19 protein-coding genes are annotated in these 18960 nt (G+C 58.3%); 16 read left to right on the forward strand and 3 right to left on the reverse strand.

From position 1 onward, the window contains the following. Nucleotides 1-21: 21 nt before the first annotated feature. Entirely contained in the window at nt 22-1320 is a 1299-nt protein-coding gene (eno, locus tag L2I46_RS05780) for a phosphopyruvate hydratase (protein WP_002915213.1), read from the forward strand. 63 nt (nt 1321-1383) lie between these two features. On the opposite strand, the gene L2I46_RS05785 is transcribed toward eno, so the two are convergent. Continuing rightward, nucleotides 1384-2493, reverse strand: coding sequence for an SDR family oxidoreductase (locus L2I46_RS05785; protein WP_023290826.1), 1110 nt, complete (start codon nt 2491-2493; stop codon nt 1384-1386). A gap of 478 nt (nt 2494-2971) precedes the next feature. Between L2I46_RS05785 and queE the strand changes: the two genes are divergently transcribed. Then, nucleotides 2972-3643, forward strand: a complete 672-nt coding sequence (gene queE / locus L2I46_RS05790) for a 7-carboxy-7-deazaguanine synthase QueE (RefSeq protein ID WP_023290825.1) — start codon at nt 2972-2974, stop codon at nt 3641-3643. Nucleotides 3644-3683: 40 nt separating this feature from the next. On the opposite strand, the gene queD is transcribed toward queE, so the two are convergent. Continuing rightward, on the reverse strand, nt 3684-4049 hold the full coding sequence (gene queD / locus L2I46_RS05795) for a 6-carboxytetrahydropterin synthase QueD (protein ID WP_004174641.1): 366 nt from the start codon (nt 4047-4049) through the stop codon (nt 3684-3686). 316 nt (nt 4050-4365) lie between these two features. On the opposite strand from queD, the gene cysJ reads away from it, so the two are divergent. The 3 genes from cysJ (at nt 4366) to cysH (ending at nt 8710) form a co-directional block, all read left to right on the forward strand. Then, nucleotides 4366-6165, forward strand: coding sequence for an NADPH-dependent assimilatory sulfite reductase flavoprotein subunit (gene cysJ / locus L2I46_RS05800; RefSeq protein ID WP_236947614.1), 1800 nt, complete (start codon nt 4366-4368; stop codon nt 6163-6165). Continuing rightward, the gene (gene cysI, locus L2I46_RS05805) at nt 6165-7877 is read left to right on the forward strand and encodes an assimilatory sulfite reductase (NADPH) hemoprotein subunit (RefSeq protein ID WP_004205585.1); all 1713 of its coding nucleotides are present in this window, start codon (nt 6165-6167) and stop codon (nt 7875-7877) included. Before cysJ ends, cysI begins: the two co-directional genes overlap by 1 nt. Before the next feature lie 98 nt (nt 7878-7975). After that, a complete protein-coding gene (cysH, locus tag L2I46_RS05810) occupies nt 7976-8710 on the forward strand; it encodes a phosphoadenosine phosphosulfate reductase (RefSeq protein WP_004205586.1) in 735 nt (244 codons plus the stop codon). A gap of 68 nt (nt 8711-8778) precedes the next feature. On the opposite strand, the gene L2I46_RS05815 is transcribed toward cysH, so the two are convergent. Next, nucleotides 8779-9825, reverse strand: a complete 1047-nt coding sequence (locus L2I46_RS05815; protein ID WP_023290823.1) for an aminopeptidase — start codon at nt 9823-9825, stop codon at nt 8779-8781. A gap of 246 nt (nt 9826-10071) precedes the next feature. Between L2I46_RS05815 and cysG the strand changes: the two genes are divergently transcribed. The 11 genes from cysG to L2I46_RS05870 all read left to right on the forward strand — a co-directional run bounded on the left by cysG (nt 10072) and on the right by L2I46_RS05870 (nt 18890). Then, nucleotides 10072-11478 carry a siroheme synthase CysG gene (gene cysG / locus L2I46_RS05820; protein WP_072096587.1) on the forward strand — a complete coding sequence of 469 codons (1407 nt, stop codon included), beginning with the start codon at nt 10072-10074 and terminating at the stop codon, nt 11476-11478. A gap of 9 nt (nt 11479-11487) precedes the next feature. Then, the gene (gene cysD / locus L2I46_RS05825; RefSeq protein ID WP_002915160.1) at nt 11488-12396 is read left to right on the forward strand and encodes a sulfate adenylyltransferase subunit CysD; all 909 of its coding nucleotides are present in this window, start codon (nt 11488-11490) and stop codon (nt 12394-12396) included. 9 nt (nt 12397-12405) lie between these two features. Next, on the forward strand, nt 12406-13833 hold the full coding sequence (cysN, locus tag L2I46_RS05830) for a sulfate adenylyltransferase subunit CysN (RefSeq protein ID WP_004205589.1): 1428 nt from the start codon (nt 12406-12408) through the stop codon (nt 13831-13833). Continuing rightward, entirely contained in the window at nt 13833-14438 is a 606-nt protein-coding gene (cysC, locus tag L2I46_RS05835; RefSeq protein WP_002915158.1) for an adenylyl-sulfate kinase, read from the forward strand. Before cysN ends, cysC begins: the two co-directional genes overlap by 1 nt. A gap of 50 nt (nt 14439-14488) precedes the next feature. Then, complete coding sequence (locus tag L2I46_RS05840) at nt 14489-14815, forward strand: DUF3561 family protein (RefSeq protein WP_004205590.1); 327 nt, start codon at nt 14489-14491, stop codon at nt 14813-14815. 140 nt (nt 14816-14955) lie between these two features. Next, nucleotides 14956-15273: a cell division protein FtsB gene (gene ftsB, locus L2I46_RS05845; RefSeq protein ID WP_002915156.1), complete on the forward strand. Its 318-nt coding sequence runs from the start codon at nt 14956-14958 to the stop codon at nt 15271-15273. Nucleotides 15274-15292: 19 nt separating this feature from the next. Then, entirely contained in the window at nt 15293-16003 is a 711-nt protein-coding gene (gene ispD / locus L2I46_RS05850) for a 2-C-methyl-D-erythritol 4-phosphate cytidylyltransferase (RefSeq protein WP_017899180.1), read from the forward strand. Then, nucleotides 16003-16482, forward strand: a complete 480-nt coding sequence (gene ispF, locus L2I46_RS05855) for a 2-C-methyl-D-erythritol 2,4-cyclodiphosphate synthase (protein ID WP_004181093.1) — start codon at nt 16003-16005, stop codon at nt 16480-16482. Before ispD ends, ispF begins: the two co-directional genes overlap by 1 nt. Further along, the gene (truD, locus tag L2I46_RS05860) at nt 16479-17528 is read left to right on the forward strand and encodes a tRNA pseudouridine(13) synthase TruD (protein WP_032453903.1); all 1050 of its coding nucleotides are present in this window, start codon (nt 16479-16481) and stop codon (nt 17526-17528) included. Before ispF ends, truD begins: the two co-directional genes overlap by 4 nt. Further along, nucleotides 17509-18270 carry a 5'/3'-nucleotidase SurE gene (gene surE, locus L2I46_RS05865; protein ID WP_004205600.1) on the forward strand — a complete coding sequence of 254 codons (762 nt, stop codon included), beginning with the start codon at nt 17509-17511 and terminating at the stop codon, nt 18268-18270. The genes truD and surE overlap by 20 nt, the downstream gene beginning before the upstream one ends. Beyond that, complete coding sequence (locus L2I46_RS05870; protein ID WP_023290820.1) at nt 18264-18890, forward strand: protein-L-isoaspartate(D-aspartate) O-methyltransferase; 627 nt, start codon at nt 18264-18266, stop codon at nt 18888-18890. Before surE ends, L2I46_RS05870 begins: the two co-directional genes overlap by 7 nt. Nucleotides 18891-18960 lie beyond the last annotated feature (70 nt).

The raw sequence follows: 18960 nt of genomic DNA on the forward strand, positions 1-18960 counted from the left end.
ACTTGTACTGAGGAAAACCTAATGTCCAAAATCGTTAAAGTCATCGGTCGTGAAATCATCGACTCCCGTGGTAACCCGACTGTTGAAGCCGAAGTACACCTGGAAGGTGGTTTCGTCGGTATGGCAGCTGCTCCGTCAGGTGCTTCTACTGGTTCCCGCGAAGCGCTGGAACTGCGCGATGGCGACAAATCCCGTTTCCTGGGTAAAGGCGTAACCAAAGCTGTTGCTGCGGTAAACGGCCCGATCGCTCAGGCAATCCTGGGCAAAGATGCCAAAGATCAGGCTGGCATCGACAAGATCATGATCGACCTGGACGGTACTGAAAACAAATCTAACTTCGGTGCGAACGCAATCCTGGCCGTTTCTCTGGCGAACGCCAAAGCAGCAGCTGCCTCCAAAGGCCTGCCGCTGTACGCGCACATCGCTGAACTGAACGGCACTCCGGGCAAATACTCCATGCCGGTTCCGATGATGAACATCATCAACGGCGGTGAGCACGCTGACAACAACGTCGACATCCAGGAATTCATGATTCAGCCGGTTGGCGCGCCGACCCTGAAAGAAGCAGTACGCATGGGTTCTGAAGTGTTCCATCACCTGGCGAAAGTGCTGAAGTCCAAAGGCATGAACACTGCCGTTGGTGACGAAGGCGGCTACGCGCCTAACCTGGGTTCCAACGCCGAAGCGCTGGCTGTTATCGCTGAAGCGGTTAAAGCTGCAGGCTACGAGCTGGGCAAAGACATCACCCTGGCGATGGACTGCGCAGCGTCTGAATTCTACAAAGACGGTAAATACGTTCTGGCCGGCGAAGGCAACAAAGCGTTCACCTCTGAAGAGTTCACTCACTTCCTGGAAGAGCTGACCAAACAGTACCCGATCGTCTCCATCGAAGATGGCCTGGACGAATCTGACTGGGAAGGTTTCGCTTACCAGACCAAAGTACTGGGCGACAAAATCCAGCTGGTTGGTGACGACCTGTTCGTAACCAACACCAAGATCCTGAAAGAAGGCATCGAAAAAGGCATCGCTAACTCCATCCTGATCAAATTCAACCAGATTGGTTCTCTGACCGAAACTCTGGCGGCTATCAAGATGGCGAAAGACGCTGGCTACACCGCTGTCATCTCTCACCGTTCTGGCGAAACTGAAGACGCGACCATTGCCGACCTGGCTGTGGGTACCGCTGCAGGCCAGATCAAAACCGGTTCTATGAGCCGTTCTGACCGCGTTGCTAAATACAACCAGCTGATTCGTATCGAAGAAGCGCTGGGTGAGCAAGCGCCGTTCAACGGTCGTAAAGAGATCAAAGGCCAGGCTTAATCCTGTCTTTGTGAAATAACCATGCCAGCCTTCGGGCTGGCATTTTTTTTATGCCTGCGGCCATTATTTAAAGTCGACGGCCATTTGCTGAGGGATCGACAGCCCGCGAGTGGTTTCCACGCAGCGGTCGATGTAATCGGTAAAGCGCGGCGGTTTTGGCATCCCCATGCTCAGCAGCTTGTCGTTGCTAAAGCGCACGTTCAGCGTGGCGAACGCGCCATATAAGCGCATCGCTTTCAGCATCAGTCGCTCATTGCACGGCCCAAAAATTCCTTTCAGTTCGCGACGCATTTTGACCAGCGTTTCATAGCTCACCTGGGCGTACTTGTCTCCCACCGGCGCCTGCTCCAGCGCCAGGGCCATCGCCCGGTCGATTTCGGCAAACTTCACGCTGTTCTCCTCGCCGGCAGAGATATGCACCACCTCGCCGCGGGCCAGCGGCTGGTTAAGCAGCATCAGCAGGGCATCGGCGCAGTAGTCCACCGGAATAACATCGATCCGATCCTCCATCGCGCACATAAATTTCTGCAGCATCAGCCCCATGCTGAACACCCAGAAAATACTGCTGGAAGGCCGGCAGCCATGATGGGTATGGCCCACCACAATAGAAGGGCGGGCAATGACCAGCGGTAGTGTAGGGCAGTGCTGCTGCATCAGTTGCTCGATGGCCGATTTCGAGTGGGTATATTCCACCAGATGCTCGGCGCGCTGCCGAAACTCCGCGCTCTCGGCGACCAGCGAATCCGGCTCCGGTGAGCAGGACATTGCGGTGCCGACGTGCAGAAAACGCTGCAGACCCGCCACCTGCGCCATCCGTTGCGCCAGACGCAGCGTACCCGCAACGTTAACCTTCCAGATGAGCGGGTTGCTGCCAAATGAGGCGACAGCGGCGCAGTTGAGGACATGGGTAACTTGCTCAAGCCGCGGGTCGTTAAGAAAATGCTCCGGAGAGGCGAGATCGCCCAGCAGGATCTGCTGCGGGCGCAGCATCGCCAGTTTCTCCTCGGCGATGTTGAACTTACGCATGTTCTCCTTGACCCGCTCCAGGCCTGCGTCGGGACTGTCGGCACGTACCAGCAGCAGCAGATCTAACTGGCTATCCTGATGGAGTATTTTCTCTAACGCCGCGCCGCCCAGAAAACCGGTGACGCCGGTAATGAATAATGTGGTCATAAACGCTATCTCATTATGGTTGGTCTGCGGGATTCTAGGAGGGACAAAGTAAACGACGATTAAATAAAAAATGGCGGGCAACAGGACTTTATTAAGAGGGGCTTAAGCTTATTTTCAGCGGTGGATTGGATTCGACTCTCAGACCAGATAAATAATTCACTCTTTCATGTATCAGTTTGTACACTGCTGTATTTAAAGGTATTTTTGTGTTTATACTGACATTTAATATATTCTGGTTTATAACGCGAAAAACATCTTCTGTTACATCTTTCTTTACGGTGGCATGGCGCGACGTTTATTTTAATCCTTACCACACTAATCAAATAAACGAAAACAGAGGCATGCTTTTAATTAACAATGAATAACCTCCGGGGAGAGAAAGCGACGCCGTGAGGGAAAAAACGATCGCAGCGCAGGACAAGACCTGGACAGTGAAATCTGCGATAATAAGCGTTTATCACCCTAAACAGAGATGACTATGCAGTACCCGATTAACGAGATGTTCCAGACCCTGCAAGGCGAGGGTTACTTCACCGGCGTGCCTGCCATTTTTATTCGTCTGCAGGGATGCCCGGTAGGATGCGCGTGGTGTGACACCAAGCATACCTGGGACAAACTGGCCGATCGGGAAGTGTCGTTGTTCAGCATCCTGGCGAAAACCAAAGAGAGCGATAAGTGGGGGCCGGCAAGCAGTGAAGATCTGCTGGCGATTATCGGTCGTCAGGGGTGGACTGCCCGCCACGTGGTCATTACCGGCGGTGAGCCCTGCATTCATGATTTAACGCCGTTAACCTCGCTGCTGGAGCAAAACGGCTTTAGCTGCCAGATTGAAACCAGCGGCACTCACGAAGTTCGCTGTACGCCTCATACCTGGGTGACGGTATCGCCGAAGGTGAATATGCGCGGCGGGTATGACGTGCTGTCTCAGGCCCTGCAGCGGGCGGATGAGATCAAACATCCGGTAGGGCGCGTCCGCGACATTGAAGCGCTGGACGAGCTGCTGGAAACGCTGAGCGATGACAAACCGCGGATCATCGCCCTGCAGCCAATCAGCCAGAAAGAAGACGCGACGCGCCTGTGTATCGACACCTGCATCGCCCGTAACTGGCGCCTGTCCATGCAGACGCATAAATATCTGAATATCGCCTGATAAAAAAGCCCGGCAGCGTACTGACCGGGCTTTTTTTCGCTTACTCGCCGCGATAGACGCAGCCGGCGGTGCAGGTCTCTTTCACCATCACGGCGCTCAGCAGCGGTACCCGCGGTTTCATCTCATCCCAGATCCACTTGGCCAGCACTTCGCTGGTAGGGTTTTCCAGACCGGGGATATCGTTCAGATAATAGTGGTCCAGGCGATCGTAGGTCGGCTTGAAGGCGGCCTTCAGCTCGGCAAAATCCATGATCCACCCGGTATGGGGATCGACTTCACCGGTTATCTCCAGACGCACCATAAAGGAGTGGCCATGCAGGCGACCGCATTTGTGTCCTTCCGGGACGTGCGGCAGGTGGTGGGCGGCTTCGAAGGTGAAATCTTTAAACAGCGTGGTGGACATCATTGACTCTCAACAGGACGAAAAAAACCGCCGTAGGGTACCGGAAAGTACATTTTTTCGCATTAACTAAAACGGCCCTGAACAGAAAATCGACACATTTATCTGGGTTAAATGAATTAAGTTGTGATATTTCAAATAGTTATTTAATCGATTTTGTTGTTAATAACTACAACTAAAACAGGTTAGTCCATTTGGTTATTTATTATTTCCATCCCTTCTTTAATTGTTACTATGCCCGCCGTTAACCTTCTATTCTCTTCTGTTTTTGTCGCGCTGACAGGGTGCGAATAACAGCTTTGCTTACTGGAACAAACGACGCATGACGACACAGGCCCCACCTTCCAACTTGCTGCCGCTCAACCCGGAGCAACTGGCGCGCCTTCAGGCGGCCACCACTGACTTCACGCCCACTCAGCTCGCCTGGGTGTCTGGCTATTTCTGGGGCGTGCTGAATCAGCAGTCCGGCGCGGCAGCCGCCGTTCCCGCCCCGGCCGCCGAGGTCCCGACGATCACGCTGATTTCCGCCTCGCAAACCGGCAACGCTCGCCGCGTCGCCGAAGCGCTGCGCGACGATCTGCTGGCGGCGAAGCTGAACGTGAAGCTGGTGAATGCAGGCGATTATAAATTCAAACAAATTGCTACTGAAAAACTGCTGGTGGTCGTGACCTCCACCCAGGGGGAAGGTGAGCCGCCGGAAGAAGCGGTCGCATTGCATAAGTTCCTGTTCTCGAAGAAAGCGCCGAAGCTGGACGGGACCGCATTCGCCGTCTTTGGCCTCGGCGATACCTCTTATGAATTCTTCTGCCAGTCCGGCAAAGATTTCGACAGCAAGCTGGCCGAACTTGGCGCGGAACGCCTGCTCGATCGCGTCGACGCCGACGTTGAATATCAGGCCGCGGCCGCTGAATGGCGCGCGCGCGTCGTTGAGGTGCTTAAGGCCCGTGCGCCGGTCGCCGCGCCCGCTCAGCTGTCCGCCAGCGGCGCAGTGAACGACATTCACACCAGTCCCTACACCAAAGAGGCTCCGCTGACGGCGACCCTGTCGGTCAACCAGAAAATCACCGGCCGCGATTCAGAAAAAGATGTACGCCATATCGAAATTGACCTCGGTGATTCCGGTCTGCGCTATCAGCCGGGCGACGCCCTGGGCGTCTGGTATCAAAACGATCCTCAGCTGGTGAAAGAGCTGGTGGAGCTGCTGTGGCTGAAAGGCGACGAGCCGGTGACCGTCGAGGGCAAAACCCTGCCGCTGGCGGAAGCCCTGCAGTGGCATTTTGAGCTGACGGTTAACACCGCGACTATCGTCGAAAACTACGCCACCCTGACCCGCAGCGAATCGCTGCTGCCGCTGGTGGGCGATAAAGCTCAACTGCAGCAGTATGCCGCCGCGACGCCGATCGTCGATATGGTCCGTTTCTCCCCCGCGCAGCTGGACGCCGAGGCGTTAATCGGTCTGCTGCGCCCGCTGACGCCGCGTCTCTACTCTATTGCCTCCTCGCAGGCGGAAGTGGAGAGCGAAGTGCATGTCACCGTGGGCGTGGTGCGCTATGACATCGAAGGCCGCGCCCGGGCTGGCGGCGCCTCCAGCTTCCTCGCCGACCGCGTGGAAGAGGATGGCGAAGTCCGCGTCTTTATCGAGCACAACGACAACTTCCGTCTGCCGGCTAACCCGGAGACGCCGGTGATCATGATTGGCCCGGGCACCGGTATTGCGCCGTTCCGCGCCTTCATGCAGCAGCGCGCAGCGGACGGGGCGCCAGGTAAGAACTGGCTGTTCTTCGGCAACCCGCACTTCACCGAAGATTTCCTCTATCAGGTGGAGTTGCAGAGCTATGTGAAAGAGGGTCTGCTGACCCGTATCGATCTGGCCTGGTCCCGCGATCAACAACAAAAAATCTATGTGCAGGACAAACTGCGTGAGCAGGGAGCCGAGCTGTGGCGCTGGATCAATGATGGCGCCCACATTTATGTCTGCGGCGACGCCAATCGTATGGCGAAAGACGTGGAACAGACTTTACTGGAAGTGATAGCCGAATACGGCGCGATGGACGCCGAAGCGGCGGACGAATTTTTAAGTGAGCTGCGCGTTGAGCGCCGTTATCAGCGAGATGTCTACTAATGAGCGAAAAACATCCGGGGCCTTTAGTGGTCGAAGGTAAACTGACCGATGCCGAGCGTATGAAGCTCGAGAGCAACTACCTGCGCGGCACCATTGCGGAAGATTTAAACGACGGTCTGACCGGCGGTTTTAAAGGCGATAACTTCCTGCTGATCCGTTTCCACGGTATGTACCAGCAGGACGATCGCGATATCCGCGCGGAGCGCGCCGCTCAGAAGCTGGAGCCGCGTCATGCGATGCTCCTGCGCTGCCGTCTGCCGGGCGGGGTGATCACCACCACCCAGTGGAAGGCGATCGATAAGTTTGCCGCCGAGAACACCATTTACGGCAGTATTCGCCTGACCAACCGGCAGACTTTCCAGTTTCACGGCATTCTGAAAAAGAACGTCAAGCCGGTGCATCAGATGCTGCACTCGGTGGGGCTGGACGCGCTGGCCACCGCCAACGATATGAACCGTAACGTGCTGTGCACCTCCAACCCGTACGAATCGCAGCTCCACGCTGAGGCCTACGAGTGGGCGAAAAAGATCTCCGAGCATTTGCTGCCGCGCACCCGCGCCTATGCCGAGATCTGGCTGGATCAGAAAAAGGTCGCCACCACTGACGAAGAGCCGATCCTCGGTCAGACCTATCTGCCGCGTAAGTTTAAAACCACGGTGGTGATCCCGCCGCAGAACGATATCGATCTGCACGCCAACGACATGAACTTCGTGGCGATCGCCGAAAACGGCAAGCTGGTGGGCTTTAACCTGCTGGTGGGCGGTGGTCTTTCTATCGAACACGGTAACAAAAAAACCTACGCCCGCACGGCGAGCGAATTCGGTTATCTGCCGCTGGAGCATACTCTGGCGGTGGCGGAAGCGGTCGTGACTACCCAGCGCGACTGGGGTAACCGTACCGACCGTAAGAATGCGAAAACCAAGTACACCCTTGAGCGCGTTGGCGTTGAAACCTTTAAGGCGGAAGTGGAGCGCCGGGCAGGCATTAAGTTTGAGCCGATCCGCCCGTACGAATTCACCGGCCGCGGCGACCGCATCGGCTGGGTGAAGGGGATTGATGATAAATGGCACCTGACGCTGTTTATTGAAAACGGCCGCATTCTGGATTATCCGGGGCGCCCGCTGAAAACCGGTCTGCTGGAGATTGCTAAGATCCATCAGGGCGAATTCCGCATCACCGCCAATCAGAACCTGATCGTCGCCAGCGTACCGGAAGATCAGAAGGCGCGGATCGAGAAGCTGGCGCGGGATCATGGTCTGATGAATGCCGTCACCCCGCAGCGCGAAAACTCAATGGCCTGCGTCTCCTTCCCGACCTGCCCGCTGGCGATGGCGGAAGCCGAGCGTTTCCTGCCGTCGTTTATCGACAAGGTGGAAGGGGTGATGAGCAAGCATGGCGTGAGCGATGAGCATATCGTCACCCGCGTCACCGGCTGTCCGAACGGCTGCGGCCGCGCGATGCTGGCGGAAGTGGGGCTGGTGGGGAAAGCGCCAGGCCGCTATAACCTGCACATCGGCGGTAACCGCAGCGGCACCCGCATCCCGCGGATGTACCGTGAGAACATTACCGAGTCGGAAATTCTCGACTCGCTAGACCAACTGGTAGGGCGCTGGGCGAAAGAGCGCGAAGCGGGTGAAGGCTTCGGCGACTTTACGGTGCGTGCGGGCATCATTCGCCCGGTGCTCGATCCAGCCCGCGATTTCTGGGAGTAACATCCTGGTGCCCGGTGGCGCGTAGCGATCCGGGCCTGTAAAACCCGTAGGCCGGGCAATCGCAGTGCCGCCCGGCAAAACAGGCAAACGAGGTTCTTATGTCCGTACTCGATCTAAACGCGCTTAATGCATTGCCGAAAGTGGAACGCATTCTGGCACTCGCGGAAACCAACGCCCAACTGGAAAAGCTCGACGCCGAAGGGCGTGTGGCCTGGGCGCTGGAAAACCTGCCGGGAGACTATGTGCTGTCGTCAAGCTTTGGTATTCAGGCGGCGGTGAGTTTGCACCTGGTGAATCAGATCCGCCCGGACATTCCGGTGATCCTCACCGATACCGGTTACCTGTTCCCGGAAACCTACCAGTTTATTGACGAGCTGACGGACAAGCTCAAGCTGAACCTGAAGGTCTACCGCGCGGCCGAAAGCGCGGCCTGGCAGGAGGCGCGCTACGGCAAGCTGTGGGAGCAGGGCGTTGAGGGCATTGAGAAATACAATGAGATCAACAAGGTTGAACCGATGAACCGGGCGCTGAAAGAGCTAAACGCGCAGACGTGGTTTGCCGGTCTGCGCCGCGAGCAGTCGGGCAGTCGGGCGACGCTTCCGGTGCTGGCGGTCCAGCGCGGGGTGTTCAAGGTGTTGCCGATTATCGACTGGGATAACCGGACGGTGTATCAGTATCTGCAAAAGCATGGGCTGAAATACCATCCGCTGTGGGATCAGGGGTATCTGTCGGTAGGCGATACCCACACCACCCGCAAATGGGAGCCGGGCATGGCAGAAGAAGAGACCCGGTTCTTCGGGCTTAAACGCGAGTGCGGATTGCACGAGGGTTGATTAGCGCTTCCTGAGGGAAGGGTGTGAAAGAGAACACGCGGGTGATGCCGCGTGTTCATTTGCACCCGTCAGCTTTTCTTCTCTACCTTCGCCAGCTCTTTCACCAGCGGCAGCATCACTTTCACGACATCGCGCCCGCGATGCTCGATCCGTCCCGGCAGCGCGTTGTCGATATATTGCTGATTATCCAGCTGAACGTCATGCCAGCTGATTCCCTGCGGGAAGCTGCGCGATTTGCTCCGCTGCTGATAGCCATCTTTCTTGCCTAATGACCAGTTGGTCGCTTCGACCGACAGCACCGGGATCCCCGCGTTGTCGAAGACGCTGGCGTCATTACAGCAGCTGGTGCCTTTCGGGTAAGCCGGATTGAGTCCCGGATTGGTGTAGGCGGCGATGCCTTTGCTGCGGGCGATAGCCAGCGCGCGATCGCGGGTCAGCTTGCGCACCGAGGCCGGCGTGCGGCGGCCGCTGTTGAAGTAAAGCTTATCGCCCACCACCAGGTTATCGAGATTGATCACCAGCAGGGTATTTTTCTTTTCCGCCTCGCTCATCCGCTGCAGCAGGTTTTGCGCGCCGAGACGACCTTCCTCTTCGCCGCTGGTGGCGATAAAGCGAATGCCATAGCGGGTGGGGACGTTCTTTAAATGCTCCGCCAGCTCCAGCATCACCCCGAGCCCCATCGCGTTGTCGTCAATTCCCTGCAGCGTCAGGCCGCCGAGGTTATTTTCGACGTCTTTATCGCTCTGCGGCGCGTAGGTATCGAGGTGCGCCATGATGATGATTTGCTGGCGAGACTGGCCTTCATGGGCGGCGATCACCGTACTGCCGGTGGCATTATGCCAGTTTTTACGCTGGTTGCTGTCGGTATAGATGTAGCGGGTATTGAAGCTCCGCACGTCGCTCTGATAGCCCATCCGGGCGAACTGCTGGCGCAGATAGTCAGCTGAGAGCATTTCCGGGGGCGTTCCGGTCATTCGTCCCGGGAAGACGGTGGCGATATGGCGAGCCTGACTACTGGCGGTGTCGCCCAGCGCGCTGAATGCGGGGGCGGCGGCGAAAACAAAACCGGTGCCGAGCGCCAGCGGAAGCAGACGGCGGCACAACGCGGAAAACATAAGGGGTCCTTACACGAACGAGACAATTTGACGCGTACAGTATGAAACTGTGACCGCGGTTAAACAATTTCAATTGCTCTTAAATAGCGGAAAAATAGCGTGTTAAGCACTTTTTGATATTTAGATTTCCACCGCGTTATTCCTTTGTGTCACAACTCATTCCATTTCGTAATTTCATTTGCTCTAAGGCGCACCCTATAGTCGCAGTATCGCTGATTGTAAGAGAGTTGTTACCCCGTGGATTACTTGCCCCTTTTTGCCGAACTGAAACAAAGGCCCGTGCTGGTGATCGGCGGCGGTGAGATTGCCGAACGCAAGATCAAGTTTCTGCTGCGCGCCCAGGCGCAGGTGCAGGTGGTCGCCGGGACGCTGTCTCCGGCGCTGGCCGATCTGGCGGCGCGCCAGGCGCTTAGCTGGCGGGCGACGGAATTTAGCGACGCTCTGGTGGATGATGTCTTTCTGGTGATTGCCGCCACGGAGGACGAGGCGCTTAACCAGCGGGTGTTTGCGGCGGCTAACGCGCGCTACCGGCTGGTCAACGTAGTGGATAACCAGGCGCTCTGCTCGTTTGTCTTCCCTTCTATCGTCGACCGTTCGCCGCTGCTGGTGGCGATCTCCTCCAGCGGGAAAGCGCCGGTGCTGTCGCGTATTCTGCGCGAAAAAATCGAAGCGCTGCTGCCGACGAACCTCGGGCGTCTGGCGGAATCGGCGAGCTACTGGCGCAATCATCTGAAAACCCGTCTGACGACCACCGAAGCGCGTCGCCGCTTTTGGGAGCGGGTCTTTACCGGCCGCTTCGCCAGCCTGATGGTGGCGGGCAACGCTGCGGAGGCGGAAAAAGCGCTGCAGGATGAGCTGGATAAGCCTGAACGCGAAACAGGTGAAATTATTCTGGTGGGGGCCGGACCGGGCGATGCCGGGCTGCTGACCCTGCGTGGCCTGCAGGCGATCCAGCAGGCGGACGTGGTTTTCCACGACCATCTGGTGACCCAGCCGGTTCTCGAGCTGGTGCGCCGCGATGCCGAGCTGGTTTGCGTCGGTAAGCGCGCCGGCGAGCACTCGGTGCCGCAGCATGAAACCAATCAGCTGCTGGTGGAGGCGGCGAAGGCGGGGAAAACCGTCGTGCGTCTGAAAGGCGGGGATCCGTTTATTTTTGGCCGCGGCGCAGAAGAGCTGCAGGCTGCCGCCGCCGCGGGCATCCCGTTCCAGGTGGTGCCTGGCGTCACTGCCGCCGCCGGCGCGACGGCCTACGCCGGTATTCCACTGACCCATCGCGATTATGCGCAAAGCGCCGTCTTTGTCACCGGGCACTATAAGCCGGACAGCGCTCCCTTCGACTGGGCGCTGCTGGCGAAGAGCCAACAGACGTTGGCCATTTACATGGGCACCATGAAGGCGGCGGAAATCAGCGCCCAGCTGATCGCCCACGGTCGCGACAGCAATACGCCGGTAGCGGTGATTTCCCGCGGTACCCGCGACGATCAGCAGACGATAACCGGCACATTGCAACAACTCGAACACCTGGCGAAAGATGCCCCGATGCCCGCTCTGCTGGTGGTCGGCGAAGTGGTGCAGCTGCATCAGCAGCTCGCCTGGTTTCAACATACATCATCCGCCGAGGGGTTTAACTCTTCGGTGGTCAATCTGGCTTAAGGAACGGTTATGGACCAAAAACGACTCACTCACCTGCGGCAACTGGAGGCGGAAAGCATCCATATTATTCGTGAGGTGGCCGCCGAATTTTCTAACCCGGTGATGATGTACTCCATCGGGAAAGATTCCAGCGTAATGCTGCATCTGGCGCGCAAAGCGTTTTATCCGGGAACCCTGCCGTTCCCGCTGCTGCACGTCGATACCGGCTGGAAATTCCGTGAGATGTATGAGTTCCGCGACCGTACCGCCAAAGCCTATGGCTGCGAGCTGCTGGTGCATAAAAACCCGGAAGGGGTGGCGATGGGCATCAACCCGTTCGTCCACGGCAGCGCCAAGCATACCGATATCATGAAAACCGAAGGGCTGAAGCAGGCGCTGAACAAATACGGCTTTGACGCCGCATTCGGCGGCGCGCGGCGTGATGAGGAAAAATCCCGCGCCAAAGAGCGCATCTACTCCTTCCGCGACCGCTTCCACCGCTGGGACCCGAAAAACCAGCGTCCGGAGCTGTGGCACAACTACAACGGCCAGATTAACAAAGGCGAAAGCATCCGCGTCTTCCCGCTCTCCAACTGGACCGAGCTGGATATCTGGCAGTACATCTATCTGGAAAACATCGAAATCGTGCCGCTGTATCTGGCCGCTGAGCGCCCGGTGCTGGAGCGCGACGGCATGCTGATGATGATCGACGACGACCGTATCGATCTGCAGCCGGGCGAAGTGATTGAAAAACGGATGGTGCGTTTCCGTACCCTCGGCTGTTGGCCGCTGACCGGCGCGGTGGAGTCTGAAGCGCAGACGCTGCCGGAAATTATTGAAGAGATGCTGGTATCCACCACCAGCGAACGTCAGGGGCGCGTCATCGATCGCGACCAGGCCGGCTCGATGGAGCTGAAGAAACGTCAGGGTTATTTCTAAGGAGCCGCCATGAACACGACCATTGCCCAACAAATTGCCAATGAAGGCGGCGTAGAAGCTTATCTGCACGCGCAACAGCACAAAAGCCTGCTGCGTTTTCTGACCTGCGGCAGCGTCGATGACGGTAAAAGCACCCTGATTGGCCGTCTGCTGCACGATACCCGCCAGATCTATGAAGATCAGCTCTCTTCGCTGCACAACGACAGCAAGCGTCACGGCACCCAGGGTGAAAAACTGGACCTGGCGCTGCTGGTGGATGGCCTGCAGGCCGAGCGCGAGCAGGGCATCACCATCGACGTGGCCTATCGCTACTTCTCGACGGAAAAACGCAAATTTATCATCGCCGACACCCCGGGGCACGAGCAGTACACCCGCAATATGGCCACCGGCGCGTCCACCTGCGATCTGGCGATCCTGCTGATCGACGCGCGTAAAGGCGTGCTCGACCAGACCCGCCGACACAGCTTTATCTCCACCCTGCTGGGCATTAAACACCTGGTGGTGGCGGTCAACAAAATGGATCTCGTCGAGTTTAGCGAAGCGCGCTTCAACGAGATCCGTGAAGCTTACCTGACTTTTGCCGAGCAGCTGCCGGGCAACCTCGATATTCGCTTTGTGCCGCTGTCGGCGCTGGAGGGCGATAATGTCGCCAGCCAGAGCGCGAACATGCCGTGGTACAGCGGCCCGACTCTGCTGGAAGTCCTCGAAACGGTGGAGATCCAACGGGTAGTGGAGAGCCAACCGCTGCGCTTCCCGGTGCAGTATGTTAACCGTCCGAACCTCGATTTCCGCGGCTTCTCCGGTACGGTCGCCTCCGGTACCGTGCAGGTCGGCCAGCGTCTGAAGGTGCTGCCGTCGGGCGTCGAATCGAGCGTGGCGCGTATCGTCACCTTCGACGGCGATCTGCAGGAAGCCGCCGCCGGGGAAGCCATTACCATTGTGCTGAAAGATGAAATCGACATCAGCCGCGGCGACCTGCTGGTTGACGCGCAAGCCACGCTGCCGGCGGTGCAAAGCGCCAGCATCGACGTGGTGTGGATGGCCGAGCAGGCGTTGACCCCGGGGCAGAGCTACGACATCAAAATCGCCGGTAAGAAGACCCGCGCCCGCGTGGATGCTATCCGTTACCAGGTGGATATTAACAACCTGACCCAGCGTGAAGTCGAGTCTCTGCCGCTGAACGGCATCGGGCTGGTGGAGCTGACCTTTGACGAACCTCTAGTGCTGGATCCCTATCAGCAAAACCCGGTGACCGGCGGGCTTATCTTTATCGATCGTCTGACCAACGTCACCGTCGGCGCCGGGATGGTCAACGAGCCGCACCTGCAGGCGTCGACGTCGGCATCGCAGTACAGCGCTTTCGAGCTGGAACTGAACCAGCTGATCCGCAAACACTTCCCGCACTGGGACGCCCGCGACCTGCTGGGAGGCAAATAATGGCCCAGCATGACGAAAACGTCGTCTGGCATGCCCATCCTGTGACCCAGCAGCAGCGGGAACAGCATCACGGCCATCGCGGCGTGGTGCTATGGTTTACCGGCCTTTCGGGGTCGGGAAAATCCACTGTCGCCGGGGCGCTGGAGGAAGCCTTGCATGAGCGCGGCGTCAGCACCTATCTGCTGGACGGCGATAACGTACGTCATGGCTTGTGCAGCGACCTGGGATTCAGTGATGAGGATCGCAAAGAGAACATTCGCCGCGTCGGTGAAGTGGCCAGGCTGATGGTCGATGCCGGGCTGGTTGTATTGACGGCATTTATATCTCCGCACCGCGCGGAGCGACAGATGGTGCGCGAGCGCCTGGGGGAGGGACGCTTTATCGAAGTGTTCGTCGATACCCCGCTGGCCATCTGCGAGGCGCGGGATCCGAAAGGATTGTATAAGAAGGCGCGGGCAGGGGAATTACGCAATTTCACCGGTATAGACTCGGTCTATGAGGCACCGGAAAAGGCGGAAATTCATCTGGATGGTGAACAATTGGTAACAAATTTGGTGCACCAACTATTAGACCTGCTGCAACAGAGCGATATTATCAGATCCTGAAACGGCAGCGGCATCGAGGGGTGCCGGTTGCCCGGTCTACAGGATTCGATATGCGCAATACCCAGAACCTCAGTATTATTCGTTCAGAACCGCCTCCGGCGACCGGCGACGAGACCACCTGGTCTTTGTCGGGCGCTGCCGTGGGCTTTATTTCATGGCTGCTGGCGCTGGGTATTCCCTTCCTTCTCTATGGCAGTAATACACTTTTCTTCCTCCTCTACACCTGGCCATTCTTCCTTGCGTTGATGCCGGTGGCGGTGGTGGTCGGTATTGCGCTGCACTCTCTGCTCAATGGCAAACTGCTCTATAGCGCCAGCGCGACCATCCTGACCGTCGGGCTGATGTTTGCGCTCCTCTTCCTCTGGCTGTTGGGATAACCCGTTTCTGGTATGAATCAAGCATGGGTATCAGCAGCAAAAATATGGTACAGTCCCCGCGTTACGCGGCATCGTCCGCGCGCCCCGGTAGCGTACCCGGGCGAGTTTTGGGATGATGATGCCGTTTTTCAGGGGGCAGGATGGGTAAACTAACGCTGCTATTATTAGCTTTGCTGGTCTGGCTACAGTATTCGCTGTGGTTCGGTAAAAACGGCCTGCATGACTACACGCGGGTTAACGACGACGTCACCGCCCAGCAGGCGACTAACGCCAAATTAAAAGCACGCAACGATCAGCTGTTTGCCGAAATTGACGACCTCAACGGCGGTCAGGAAGCGATCGAGGAGCGTGCGCGCAATGAACTCAGCATGACCCGCCCGGGCGAAACCTTCTATCGTCTGGTACCGGATGCGTCTAAACGCAACCAGGCATCGGGGCAACAGCAGAACAATCGATAACCAGGCCCAGGATTACAACATGGCAGCCACTTTTCCGGGCATTTGCGCCGTGGTGCCGGCAGCCGGTTTCGGCCGCCGCATGCAAACGGAATGCCCGAAACAATATCTCTCAATCGGTAACAAAACGATTCTCGAACATGCGGTCGCCGCGCTGCTGGCGGATCCGCGCGTCCAGCGCGTGGTGATTGCCGTCAGCCCCGGCGATCGGCGCTTCAGCCAGCTGCCGCTGGCCCAGCACCCGCAAATTACCGTCGTGGATGGCGGCGCCGAGCGCGCCGATTCGGTGCTCGCCGGCCTGCAGGCGTTGCCGGAGGCGCAGTGGGTGCTGGTGCATGACGCCGCGCGCCCCTGCCTGCATCAGGATGACCTCAGCCGCCTGCTGGCACTCTGTGAAACCAGCCGCGTCGGCGGGATCCTCGCAGCGCCGGTGCGCGACACCATGAAGCGCGCCGAGCCGGGCAAAACCGCCGTCGCCCATACCGTCGATCGTAATGACCTGTGGCACGCGCTCACCCCGCAATTTTTCCCTCGCGAGCTGCTGGTGGATTGCCTCACCCGGGCGCTGAACGAGGGGGCCACCATCACCGATGAAGCCTCGGCGCTGGAGTACTGCGGCTTCCATCCGCAGCTGGTCGCCGGACGCGCTGATAATATTAAAGTGACGCGCCCGGAAGATCTGGCGCTGGCGGAATTTTACCTCACCCGTTCCCGACACCAGGAGAAAGCTTAATGCGAATTGGACATGGTTTTGACGTACACGCTTTTGGCGGTGAAGGCCCAATCATCATTGGCGGGGTACGCATTCCTTATGAAAAAGGGCTGCTGGCCCACTCCGACGGCGACGTCGCGCTGCATGCGCTGACCGATGCGCTGCTGGGCGCCGCGGCGCTCGGCGATATTGGCAAGCTGTTCCCGGATACCGATCCGGCGTTTAAAGGCGCCGACAGCCGCGAACTGCTGCGCGAAGCGTGGCGCCGCATCCAGGCCAAAGGCTATACGCTCGGCAACGTCGACGTCACCATTATCGCCCAGGCGCCGAAAATGCTGCCGCATATCCCGCAGATGCGCGTTTTTATCGCTGAAGATCTCGGCTGCCATATGGACGACGTCAACGTGAAAGCGACCACCACCGAGAAGCTGGGCTTCACCGGCCGCGGGGAAGGGATCGCCTGCGAAGCGGTCGCGCTGCTGCGTAAGGCCGACAAATGATCGCCTTTGACCAACTGACCTGGCTGCACGGCAAGCCGCAGAGCAGCGGGCTGCTGAAAGCCAATCCGGAAGATTTCCTGGTGGTGGAAGACCTGGGCTTCGCCCCGGACGGCGAAGGCGAGCACGTGCTGGTGCGGATCCTCAAAAACGGCTGCAATACACGCTTTGTCGCCGATGCGCTGGCGAAATTCCTCAAAATCCATGCCCGTGAAGTGAGCTTCGCCGGGCAAAAAGATAAGCACGCCGTCACCGAGCAGTGGCTGTGCGCCCGGGTGCCCGGCAAAGAGATGCCGGATCTGAGCAAATTTCAGCTCGAGGGCTGCCAGGTACTGGAATATGCCCGCCATAAGCGTAAGCTGCGATTAGGCGCGCTGAAGGGCAACCAGTTTACCCTGATCCTGCGCGAGGTAAGCGATCGCCAGGAGGTGGAGACGCGTCTGCAGGCCATCGCTGAACGGGGCGTGCCGAACTATTTCGGCGCTCAGCGCTTTGGCATCGGCGGCAGCAATCTGCAGGGAGCGCTGCGCTGGGCGGAGAGCGGCGCGCCGGTGCGCGATCGCAATAAGCGCAGTTTTTGGTTGTCGGCGGCACGCAGCGCGTTGTTTAATCAGCAAGTCAGTATTAGATTAAAAAAAACGGAATTTAATCAGGTTGTTGATGGCGATGCGCTACAATTAGCGGGGCGTGGGAGCTGGTTTGTCGTCACACCGGAAGAACTCGAGGTTTCGCAGGCGCGGGTGCATAACCGCGAACTGATGATCACGGCTGCGCTGCCGGGCAGCGGCGACTGGGGAAGCCAGCGCGATGCCCTGGCCGCCGAGCAGGCCGCCATCGCCGAGGAAACCTTGCTGCAGACACTGCTGGTGCGGGAGAAAGTCGAGGCGGCGCGCCGGGCGATGCTCCTCTATCCGCAGCAGCTGAGCTGGAACTGGTGGGATGATGTAACCGTTGAACTGCGTTTCTGGCTGCCGGCGGGCAGCTTCGCCACCAGCGTGGTCAGGGAGCTTATCAATACAACGGGTGACTATGCGAATATTGCTGAGTAACGATGACGGGATCCATGCGCCGGGGATACAGACCCTGGCGAAGGCCTTAAGGGAGTTTGCCGAGGTCCAGGTGGTTGCACCCGATCGTAACCGCAGCGGGGCTTCGAATTCGCTGACGCTGGAATCGTCACTGCGCACCTTTACCTATGAAAATGGCGATATCGCCGTCCAGATGGGGACGCCGACGGACTGCGTCTACCTTGGCGTGAACGCGCTGATGCGCCCGCGTCCGGACATCGTCGTTTCCGGAATCAACGCCGGGCCCAACCTGGGCGATGACGTCATTTACTCCGGCACCGTGGCGGCGGCGATGGAAGGCCGCCATCTGGGGTTCCCCGCGCTGGCCGTGTCGCTCAATGGCTATCAACACTACGACACCGCCGCAGCGGTGACCTGCACTCTCCTGCGCGGACTCAGCCGTGAACCGCTGCGCACCGGGCGGATCCTCAACGTCAATGTCCCGGACCTGCCCCTTGACCAGATCAAAGGTATCCGCGTGACCCGCTGCGGCAACCGCCATCCTGCCGACCAGGTGATCCCGCAAAAGGATCCGCGCGGCAATACCCTTTACTGGATTGGCCCGCCGGGCGATAAGCGCGACGCCGGGCCGGGCACCGATTTTGCGGCAGTGGATGAAGGCTATGTTTCCGTTACGCCATTGCACGTCGATTTAACCGCCCATCAGGCGCATGAGGTGGTCACCGATTGGCTGGAACGTGTCGGGGTTGACAGGCAATGGTAAGTAAACGTGTTGAAAGTTTGTTGAATCAACTGCGCACGCAGGGCATCGTCGATGAACGTGTCCTCGAGGCGATCGCGCGCGTCCCGCGCGAAAAATTTGTTGATGAAGCCTTTGAACATAAAGCGTGGGAAAACACCGCGCTGCCGATTGGCCAGGGGCAAACCATCTCCCAGCCGTACATGGTGGCGCGGATGACCGAGCTGCTGGCGCTGACGCCGGAGTCGCGGGTGCTGGAGATCGGCACCGGTTCCGGTTACCAGACGGCCATCCTGGCGCACCTGGTGCATCACGTTTGCTCGGTAGAGCGAATTAAGAGTTTACAGTGGCAGGCGCGTCGTCGCCTGAAACAACTTGATTTACATAATGTTTCAACCCGTCATGGCGATGGGTGGCAAGGTTGGCAGGCGCGGGCGCCGTTTGATGCCATTATTGTGACGGCGGCGCCGCCGGAAATACCGACCGCGCTGCTGGCGCAGCTGGATGACGACGGCGTGCTGGTACTGCCGGTCGGCGAGGAGCATCAGTTTCTCAAACGGATCCGTCGCCGGGGCAACGAATTTATCATTGATACCGTCGAGGCCGTTCGCTTTGTTCCCCTGGTGAAAGGGGAGCTGGCCTGAGACCCGGATTATTCCAGGTTTTTTTTGCCTGACTTTAGGCGTAGGGTGGACACATTTTTCAGTGTCCTGG

This window comes from Klebsiella sp. 2019SCSN059 (assembly GCF_021739525.1).
Classification (GTDB): domain Bacteria; phylum Pseudomonadota; class Gammaproteobacteria; order Enterobacterales; family Enterobacteriaceae; genus Klebsiella; species Klebsiella quasipneumoniae.